This is a genomic window from uncultured Alloprevotella sp., assembly GCF_963536905.1.
In the GTDB taxonomy this organism is placed as follows: Bacteria; Bacteroidota; Bacteroidia; order Bacteroidales; family Bacteroidaceae; genus Alloprevotella.
The window spans coordinates 40748-51169 of sequence record NZ_CAUTBW010000015.1 but is presented as its reverse complement, the minus strand read 5'-3'; the positions used below and the strand labels follow the sequence as shown (position 1 = coordinate 51169).

At 40.4% G+C, this 10422-nt stretch carries 8 protein-coding genes; all 8 read right to left on the bottom strand.

Translation table 11 applies throughout. The annotated features are described in order from the left end of the window. A partial coding sequence (locus tag ABLA33_RS04150; protein WP_347719349.1) for a CHC2 zinc finger domain-containing protein occupies positions 1-499 on the bottom strand: 499 nt, incomplete at its 3' end. Between the two features lie 182 nt (positions 500-681). Next, positions 682-1731, bottom strand: coding sequence for an AAA family ATPase (locus tag ABLA33_RS04145; protein ID WP_347719348.1), 1050 nt, complete (start codon positions 1729-1731; stop codon positions 682-684). Beyond that, positions 1728-2039, bottom strand: a complete 312-nt coding sequence (locus ABLA33_RS04140) for a DUF3853 family protein (protein WP_287393835.1) — start codon at positions 2037-2039, stop codon at positions 1728-1730. Before ABLA33_RS04140 ends, ABLA33_RS04145 begins: the two co-directional genes overlap by 4 nt. Before the next feature lie 706 nt (positions 2040-2745). Next, the gene (locus tag ABLA33_RS04135; protein ID WP_287393833.1) at positions 2746-3072 is read right to left on the bottom strand and encodes a hypothetical protein; all 327 of its coding nucleotides are present in this window, start codon (positions 3070-3072) and stop codon (positions 2746-2748) included. Then, the gene (locus ABLA33_RS04130) at positions 3069-5192 is read right to left on the bottom strand and encodes an AIPR family protein (RefSeq protein WP_287393831.1); all 2124 of its coding nucleotides are present in this window, start codon (positions 5190-5192) and stop codon (positions 3069-3071) included. The genes ABLA33_RS04135 and ABLA33_RS04130 overlap by 4 nt, the downstream gene beginning before the upstream one ends. Beyond that, positions 5183-6115: a PD-(D/E)XK motif protein gene (locus ABLA33_RS04125; RefSeq protein WP_347719347.1), complete on the bottom strand. Its 933-nt coding sequence runs from the start codon at positions 6113-6115 to the stop codon at positions 5183-5185. The genes ABLA33_RS04130 and ABLA33_RS04125 overlap by 10 nt, the downstream gene beginning before the upstream one ends. Then, the gene (locus ABLA33_RS04120) at positions 6102-8930 is read right to left on the bottom strand and encodes a Z1 domain-containing protein (protein WP_287393827.1); all 2829 of its coding nucleotides are present in this window, start codon (positions 8928-8930) and stop codon (positions 6102-6104) included. Before ABLA33_RS04120 ends, ABLA33_RS04125 begins: the two co-directional genes overlap by 14 nt. Beyond that, positions 8920-10416, bottom strand: coding sequence for an ATP-binding protein (locus ABLA33_RS04115; RefSeq protein ID WP_347719346.1), 1497 nt, complete (start codon positions 10414-10416; stop codon positions 8920-8922). Before ABLA33_RS04115 ends, ABLA33_RS04120 begins: the two co-directional genes overlap by 11 nt. Between the last annotated feature and the right edge of the window lie 6 nt (positions 10417-10422).

Genomic DNA, 10422 nt, shown 5'->3' with positions numbered 1-10422 from the left:
GACTACGAATTTCCCATCCGCCAGCATCGTTTGAAAATCCAATGGCATAGTATGTTCGATTGGTATTATTGTATCGAATTTCAGAACAGAATCTATTGGCAATGCAGAGAGGTATTCCTCGCTCTACAATGTAACGTAACAAATAAGGATTGGAAAGCGGTTGTGCTGAGAGGATTTCCAATTTGCGCTCGTAGATTTTTCTTTCACCGCCAAAAGAAAAATCTTGATGCGCTACTTGTTTAGCACCACTCAAAAGCCTGATGGCTTCGCTGATAGTGCAACGATGTAAAGCGCATACAAGGTCGATGATGTAGCCATATTCGCCCGAGCCGAAGTCGTACCACTGGTTGCGCTCTGTATTGACTTTGAAGGATGGTGTGCGTTCATTGCGCAGCGGAGAGTAGTACCAATAGTGAATGCCTTGTACTCGTGCTGGCGCATAGCCCTGTTGTTGCAAATAATCGGTGATAGCGATTTGCTTGATGTATTGTATTTCCATTGTGATGTTGTTTTAAGTTGAAATGAATTTGATCCAGCCTTTTTCTTTTGGAGGCTGGTTGATTGTTGTTTGGTCGGACGGTCGTACACTATAGGCACCCATTTGCGACCGACCAAACTTATTTCTCTTTGGTCGGGTTGGTTCAGGTATATATATAGCCTGCGTCCGACCGACCGAAGGTTTTATTGTAGAGAATTATGCCTGAGCCGATATTTTCCTCGCTCTTCTTTGACCAATATGCCTTTATTCAGCAGAAATTGCAAAAGCCCCTTAAGCTTTGTTTGTCCATAGGATTGTCCCACAACCTCTGCATAAACCTTTCTGAGTGCCACGATAAGTTCGCCATAGGTCAGGACTTCACGCAAAGAAAAGGCTTGTGTCAATGCTTTACGATGTTCCGTGTCGCTTATTTCATGGTAAGAATAGCGGTGGGGTTTGCTATCTGCGTCCTTGTAAGAAGTATCGATTTCGGGAATGCATATCTCATCTTCCATTTCCTTGAGCCGAAAAGCGAATTTGTTAAAGGGTTTAGAACGGATGATGGCTGGAGCAACGATGCTTCGGTCTGGCAGCGTGTTGTCTTTCATGATTTGCAAGACTGTCTCTGCCTTGTTGTTGAGTTCCGTGCCAATATGCCCTCGCGCGTTATCGTCTCCTTTATTGAGGTGCAGCACGGTCTGAATGTGGATATTCTGCTCGCTGGTCCACTGCATCAGGTCGCCTACAAGTTTAGTCGCCTCCGTTGAGTTATTGATGTCGAGCATCAAATCGCGAATGCCGTCAATGACTACCAAACCCACATTAGGCGTATGGTAGATGGCGTAACGGATAATCTCTCTGCGCTCGTTTGGGTCGGCAATGGCTCTGAGGTGGCTGAACTTCAAATGCTCGGGTTCTCTGTCTATCGGTAGTTTTGCCAATTTCAAAATACGTTGCATCACAAGTTGACAATGATAAGGGCTTTGTTCCGTATCAAAGTAAAGAATAGTGCGTTTACTTTCTGGGAATGATGCTTGATATTCCAGTACCTGCCCATTGACAAGAGCTGCTGCAACGATGGCACTCACATTGAAAGTCTTCTTGGCTTTCGCCTTACCTGTCGATACACTGAAGTTACCCAGCGTACCTATAATAGCTTCGTCTACTTGCAGTACAACAGGAGGAAGCGCAAACTCGTCCGTAACGTGAATGAGCGACACTTTCCAAATGTTTTCATAATCAGTCGTGTTCATCTTCGCCCTCCCGTCTTTCGCCCTGCCAATTCCAGCGCAAGTTCGGCATCCACAATAATCTTACGACCGACTTGTGTAATGGCACGATTGATTTTACCACTCTGTTTGATACGGTTAGCTGTGGGCAGACTGCACCCGAAGAGGCGTGCAATGCCTGCCAACCCATACACATATCGCTTTTCTTCTTTGGAGGAGGAAACTTTTGCCGTTTCTCCACTTGTGGACATATTGCCGTGCTGTGCCAAGAAGAGCAATTCTTCACCCGTCATCTGCCACACAGGTTTATCCAATAATTCGTTTGTCGTCATAACTCGATTGTTTTGAAATGAATAACTAACCCTTGCGCATAGGGCATTCAGTCAGCTCTGACGATGCAAAAGTAGAGGGCTTTTAATGCTATTCCAAGTGAAAGGGATATGGCGGGAAATATAAGAGAAAATAGGGAAATCAGAGACAATCAAAAACACTTAAACCATACTCATAAAGTAAACAATATCGGGCAAAATACCGTTTATAAGTAATTATTATGACTGTTTTAGTAATTTTCTCTTACACGTACATTAGATTCTAGACAGGTGTAGAACTATAAAAGTATTGAGAGGAAATCGTGTCTAATTTTTCACCAAGGGTAGCAACCTAACTTTGTGAGGGGAAAATAAATCTCTGTTCGCAAAATTCAGTCTCTCATTTACTTCCAGCAAACACTCTCCCTCGTAAGAACAAACTTTGGCTCCGTGTCATCACCACGGCCAAAGCTGCACGGTCGATGCCCCAGACCAAGCACGAATACCCGCAATCGCTTTTCCACCGTGCGAGATTGATTGCACCTACCGCTACAAGCTCCCAAAGGGCTCACTCCCTCTTCCCTCGAGCATATCAAAAATGGGCGGTAACCAACCACTAGGCGACAAGGTGTCCGCCAGAGCAAAGCGACTACCGATAAAAAGAAAGCAAGCCTTGGTGTCGCCAAACGGCGGATCCAAAGTCTGCTTGTAAATAGAAGTTTGTATAATCTTATCTCTTCTTGAAGATAAACAAAAAGTCAATGAACTTTACATAATTGACCATGCTTGCAGAATGTCTGTTGTTTCCAGAATGATTTCTGCTTATATAGGCTGGCATAGTGTCAAGCATTTTCTGATACCTTTTTATATCCTTTTGATTGTCTACTTCATAGAGTGAGGTGTAGCCATCTTTCTCCAACACATCCTTAATAAAGTCTGAACAACTCATTAGGGTGGTTGCATAGGCATTTCGGGATGTGGGGCTAAGACCTATTAGCTCCATAAACATTAGAAAATGCTTCTTATTTAGTGTTTCTTTTTCTGTTAATTCTCTCATGACTCAGGCATTATAAATCCTTTGTTTTCTATTTTGTCGATAATCTTCATCAGTTGCTTGCACTGTTTAGGAGAAGGCAACTTTCCCAAATTGATATAGTCGCCTATACCATTGATGAATGACAATTCACCATAAGGAAGAATTGCTTCTTTTGCAACCTCGGTATAAACCTTATGCCAATAAGCTGCGCCTAACTTAAATATTTCGACAGATAAGTCAACATTGCTATTAAACTTGTGTGCTCGCTTTGCAGCTTTTTCTGTATCTTTCGTTTCTTGGAGTGATACAAGGCTGGCAATGAACTGGTCGGAAAGTTGGATTTTCAATTCCTTACATTTCTTCCATGTGTCCAGTTTACGAGACATAGAACGTACCAAACCACCATCAGCTTCTTTCATCAAAAACTCATGGATAGCATGAGCGATTTGCTCCAATTCAGTTGCCAGTTGGTGGTATAGTGTTTGGTTCTTCCAGATGGAAACCCAATCAAGGTCAGCACCTTTTGGAAGCATTGACATCAATTTAGCAATAGAATAAGGAACTATCTGTGCCTTATTACCGCCAGAAGGATACCATTCTGCTTTATTCACCATTCGGTCGAGGGTGTCAAACACGATAACACAGCACACACATTTCTTAAAATATTCTTCGTTTATACTATCTCGTGACTTTTCGTATATATCATCAATGGTGGTTGCAAAACGCTTAAAGTTGATAGCAGAACTTTGACACACTTCATGAGGATTCATAGCAAAAGCATTCAAACACTTTGCCAGTTTCTCCTTTTTGAGAACTTGGTTTTTAGGATGCTTAGCCATGAACTGCTGACGTTGTGCCGGCGTAAGTTTCATCTGGTCTTGTTCCCATTTACCCCTTGAACGCTCATAGTACCAAATAGTTTGGAATGGATTTCCATTTACAGGCGGCGCCATTGTCTTCAGAGATAACTTCTCCATCATAACATGGAATGGATGATTAGAAAAGAAGTCTGCATCAGATACAGCATTCTGGCTATTTGCACATTGAGAAATTTTCTTTGTGATGTCATTATAGCGTTCCACCTCGTCCTCTGACATTTCGTTTTCAATGTTGAGAACGGTCAACTTCATTGGTACAAAGAGGTTCTGCATGGCATCCGCCATCTTTTCTTTTTTAATAATGGCATTTGCTAGGGAAGCAGTTGTCTGACCACCATTTATGATTTGTGGGTCTCGCATATGAACAATCTTTGTACCGTCGTCAGAGAAACGAACAGAACGTGCTACGACTGCAATACCATTATTATAGGTGAAAAAGTTTTCTGGGGAATTGATGATGGTGTCTCGTATTCCACGATTCACTTTTCCACGTATGCTCAGAAAAGCACGGACATTTCCTTGAAGCAACTTGCTACCATATTTCAGATAAGCATTTGCTAAGAAGCTACCAGGCACAATACCCAAATAAGCATCATAGTCTGCCTCTTCGCCGATTTGTGCTTTAAGGCATTGTATACCGTCACACCCAAACTCCTCTGTATCAAATTCAATTATCTCGGCAGAATTAGACGAGTATGTTTGGAAGAATCTTTCCAGCGTCCAAATATTTAATACAACTGGACGATCAAGGAAATCTTCTCGGCTAATATTTTTAACCTGTTTACTGAGGATGGAGTTTGAGATGATAACGAATTTGAAACGTACAATATCCCAATTCAACCTACCTCTTCCTGCTCTTTCTTTTATCTCTTTGGCAATACTTAAAGCAGGGTCAGAGTCATCGCAATAATCAGACATTTTGCCAGTCACGCTCTCCTCTATAAAATTGCGCATCCTTGTATAAAGTTCATCAATGCGTGTATTAGTAAGAGTCTGAACGGTGTCAATCTCATTTGAGAAATCACTGGCAATCATAATAAGAGCACCGTCTGCTTCATCATAAGCATAGGCATCAAATGCCATAAGACGGTTTCTCTTACCACGTATCTCAATTGATATTGGCATAGCATCGCTAACATCTCCCGTTTCTTCGAGGATTTCGAGAGATTTTTCTATGAATTGTGTCTCAGGAGCAGTTCCCTCATGCTCTGCATCGAAGCGAAGCTGCTCCATGAATTGTTTTCTATAATCTTCTATCTCCATGGGGTCGTTGACTTGAAAGTGTCTAATTCAGACAAAATTATTTCGTACTGTGATTTTGCAATTGCCTTTGGAAGCAAATCTCTCCTCAACCTCGGAAAGTCCTCTGTTACAGCAAATGTTAAACAATCTGTTATCTCATATACATAGTTGTCGTATTCTGGAGATCCCTCATATCCATACGTTGATAGTTTAGACATGAATACGTCTCTCACAAACTGATTGTTTATGTTAATCAGTAGCTCATTGACAATATTGTTTAGCTTTAAGCCTTTGTAGTTGGTACTCATCTTTTCGAGAGCATAAACGACAAGACTTCCATTTTCATTTCCATCAAGCTGTTCAATAGACGAAATTTTAACCAGCTCTTTGCCAGAAGAAACGGTTTTAATTTCAATCCATTTGTCATCAAAGGAAAAGTCCTTATGGGTCTTTTCTGGACCCATCCAACTTTCGATAGCTTTTTCTACACCAAATGTAGGAATCATTGTGTCTTTCAAGAAGAGTAATTCACCAATGAGACCCATAATTTCTGGCTCTGTAAGATTTCCTGTTGATGGTTTGAATAGCTTCTTCCAAGAGAAAAAGCGGTTGCAAATTTCCTTGTAACCTTGGTTTACGTCTGTAATTCCATCTACAGCGTCAGCCAAATCTTGGCAGAAAATGCTAAAACGTTCGAGCAATTCGTCTTTCTCTAATGAGAAACAAATTGAGTTGAACGAGTCGTGCTTAAATTGATCGACCAAAATCAGCTCTGAACATTTAACCTTAATGGGTGTAAATGCACCTCTGTATTCAAAAGAATAGAGTCCACTATCGTTTTTCCCGACATACAAATCTAATGCCGGGTTGCTGTTTAATCTTTTGTAAAATCCTGCATCGAAACCTTCCTTGAAGGTGTCGAAAATAGAGTTATTCGTCTTCATCGTCCAGCTCTTCAGGTTCATCCATCAAGTTTTGTGTATAGTAAACCTTATTCACCTTATAGTGCTTGGCTTTATCTACGCCTTTAACACCAGGGAAACCCATAGCAAATGCTACTACATATGATTGTCCCAAATCGCTTCTGAACTTGATGAGCTTCTGCTCTTCATCCTCATTTTCTTTTGGCGGTTTTGGTACAATCAGCATTACAATCAGAATGGGCTTTCTATTTGGCAAATGTTCAAAATAAGCCTTTGAGGGGATAGTTCGGTCTACACTGGATCCTTCTTCTTCCCATTTAGCTTTGCAAGCATTGACGGCTTTGGCTATCTGTTCCTCACTCAATGCCAATTTACCAGCACTGGTGTTAAGCAGTCGTCGTCTTGAACTGACAACAACAGCATTGTGCTCAATGTGGATAGCACGTCCTGCGCAGGTCAATTTCTCTAATCCTTCAATATCGAAATGCGTTTCAGATTCACCACCTTGGAAAACGACATCCCAAGAATCAAGACCTATTGTATTGGTGTCATCAATGAAATCTTTGATATACTCCTCGTTGAAACTTGGATTCATCTTAGAACACACAATACCACCGACAAAACTTGAAATCAGTGATTTGGGAACATCTCTAACAATATATGCGCCCTTACCTGACTTCTTGAAATTATAGCCATGACTCCACAGTTGAGAAGCTAATGCTTTTGTTTGTGCAACATTCTTCTTGTTTTGTTCGGTATTCAGACTAATGTACGAGGTTTCATGCAAATTGCCATAGAATGAAACTTGCTCATTCAGGTCAAATGACATGCGCATTTTGTTAGAGGCAGTGATTTGCAATTCCTCGCAATTATCTCGCACCTTAATACCAAAATCCTTTGGAGTAAGGTGCTGGTCAAACATCTTGCGAAGTTGCTCTTTCAAATCCTCTGAAGCTTTTGAAATCTCATCGTACCATCTTGCACTTGCCATGGTAGTCCAAATCTGAAATATATCCTCGTATTTAGGTCTATATCCAAACCATCTTCCCATCTGCATTAACACATCAAAGGTTGCTGTATTTCTATAGAAATAACTGGTAAGCAGCCCCTCCAATGTCAAGCCTCGTGAAAGGGCAATGCCACCCACAGCGATAACTCGTAACGATGGATTTTTCTTGTAGTCTAATTTGTTACTGTTCTTAGACCCATTGACAACAACAATTTTAATGTCATTGATTGCCTTGATAAGGTTTTCTTTCTGAAGGACTCTATCAACAGAAATATCTCCAATGAAAGAATAGTGCTTATGCCACAATTCTTCCAGAGTGTTATATAAAGGAAGACTTTTGTCTGCATCAGTGCCACTGAAAGAGAACTCTATTTTTGATTTAAAATCATTATAGATTTTCTCGACATGTTCCTTGATGACTCTCTGGACTTTTACGAAACGTGACATGTTAACAAGCATGCTACGTGGTTTCCCACTATCTCCGCGTAAGTCTCTTATAACATTTGCTAAGAAAAAACAATACATGGACTGGGTTAGTGATTTCGGAAAAACACCATCCCAGTTCTTGCTGTGCTTGTAGTAAAATGGGCCATCGTTTAGTCCATCTATGTCATTGGAGACTCTATCTTTATACTCTTCACTTGTATAGTCCGGCTCTTCAATATCTGTAATGAAGCGGACATTTCTATGGAACTCTCCATCTTCATCAAAGATTTTCTTTGCTCCTAAATATGTGGATGGGCTCGGCAATACATACATGAAGTTCTCTGGGAAAAGATCTGCATTCTTCATGCTGTCAACAGAGTCTGGGTCAATGAAACAGTTAGCGAAAGGAGTTGCCGTAAAACCGACATACGTTGCGTTTTTGAACAATGCACAGATATGTCTGATTTTGGCATTGGTCTTTGTCGGATTGGTTTCGTCCTTATTTGTATTCAATGAAGCATTATCTGCCTCGTCGTCGATAAGTAACAATGGGCAGTCGATGTATCCTTTAGAAGAATCGTAGTTGTTATTTTTTAGCCAGTTGTATAGTTTGTTGAGAACTGACACATTCTTCTTGATGACTAGTAAAACAGTCTTATGCGAAGCCAAAGATGTGACAATATTGTCATTGGTTGCAACAAAGTCATACGCTTGTGTTGTCAACGAGGTAGCCCGTACTTCTTTCATATCCAATCCGACACCGACACGATGTGTTTCAGGTGTTTTAAGAATGGGATTCATTGTACGAGCTAATCCAACGATGCCTTCATCAATACGTTGCTGAGTCTGCTGACGTAGGCTTTCCGTAATTCCTGCCAAAAGAATTACAACTTTATAGCCAGCATCAACAGCCTTGCATATCAAACCCGAATAGGTTGCTGTTTTTCCTGATTGTACATCACCAATCACAAGACCTCTACGAAGACGTATGCCCTCAAATTCTTCAGTCGGGTTGCCAAGACAATTCATAATCTGAGGCAGAGTTGTCTTGTCAAGGAGTTCTATGCTTTTGGGATTCAGCGAAGAAAATTCCTCCAAATACCTTTTGTATCTTGTCCAAAAGTATGGGTCTTCGATATTTTCTTCATGATACCAGTCTCTCACCTGGTCATAGTCATCGAAGATGGCACACCCTTTACTGTGTTTGATTGAGAAGCGTTGTTCTATATCATGGAAAACTAGTTTATATTCATCTTCCGTGAGTGTAACATTAAGAAACTTTTGGGTATTCTCAATGTATTTATCAATGTTATTATAATTGACTTCTATACCTCGATTTATGTCTGTTTTTACATTCTGATTAGTAATAATCAGAAAACTTTGTAGGAGTTCATTTTCCATATTTCTCGGTGCAATAGGTGTTCAACATTCCTTTTAATTCGCTTTTGGTGCAGAAAGGTTCGGAAGTCATAACGTATTCTATGGCCTCTTCTTTAGATTTCCCAAATTTCATAGCAGCTTCTACAAGAGTAATTCCTTGTTGATACAAATCGTCAAGGCGGTCGTCCCTCTCAGGGATTTCAATTACTTCGTTGCACCTGTCTATATATATCTGCTGAATGGGGATGCTTAGCTGAATTTCATCCAACATCAGATCAATGTATGAATGGTAGTCGGCAGGGATATAGTCTTTTACATTTTTAAAAAGCAGATTGTCTTTGTTTAACTCATAATAGAAGTTATTGTTGCGTCCTTGCATGCGGTTCCAAATATAGCTGATATTGGCATCCACATTTTCTTTTCTTCCTCGATGAGTCTGCTTTCTTGTTGCAATATCCATAGCGTCCTTAACCGTTTTTCTTAGCTGGTTAAGGATATTCTTTGGAATCGTTGCGGTTCTTTTTGTAATATCAATACCCCAAATGTCATCAAGACTATTGGGAATATTAACTCTGATTCTGGCGTTTTTTGTAAGTTCGCCTAAACGCATACCAAACCAAGTGCCCCAAATGATAAGCCTTTTGTTTCGGTATATGTAAAAACCCTGAAGGGAGCGAAAGTTCTCCGCCCCTCCAGCATTTTTCATGTCTTCAGCTGTCATGTCTGCAGCAAATGGCAACACAAAAGCTTTGACTTTAATTTGTCGTTCTATGTTTAAAGAATCACGATTACTTATGGAAACCTCTTTCTTTTGAGTGGTTTTTTTATTCTTTTCAAGGAAAGGGTCTCTGGGCTTTAACGAGTGATTGTTTATTTTAATTTTAATAGACTTGTCGTCGAGAAATCTGTGATAGATTAGCGACAGATAATCTGACGTTTTATTTTGAAGTTCAATAAGTGCGTCATAGATTTGCCCGTCAGAAGATTTTTCAAGAACATCAAAGTCTTGCCAAACCACCAAGGTACCATCATTAGATGACTCTAATAAATTCTCCACATAAGGTGTTGATGCAACCTCGTCTTTATTGAGTTCTTGTAAAATCCATGCTTTTTTTTCAAGGATATAGTTATAATCCCATCTAAAAGCATGTACTGAGCCCACCTGTTTGCTGACAACTGTTAATATTCGGCATTGTGACATTGATGCGGATTTCATTCCAAGTCCGAAACGTCCAAGGTCTGTTTCCTGTCGTTCTTCCTTAGAGTCACTTCCGTATCTCATAGCCTCAAACAATTCGTCAGAAGACATACCTTTTCCGTCATCCAGAATACCGACAGCAAGTGTGTCGTAACTTTTAAGAGGGAAAAATAAGATGACGTTCTTACAATTAGCACTGATGCTGTTATCAATAACATCTGCCACTGCGGACTCAAAGGAGTAACCCATTGAGCGCATTGACCCCATCAGCATATTTGCTCTCGGTATGTTTTCTCTATCTTTACTCATTGGATT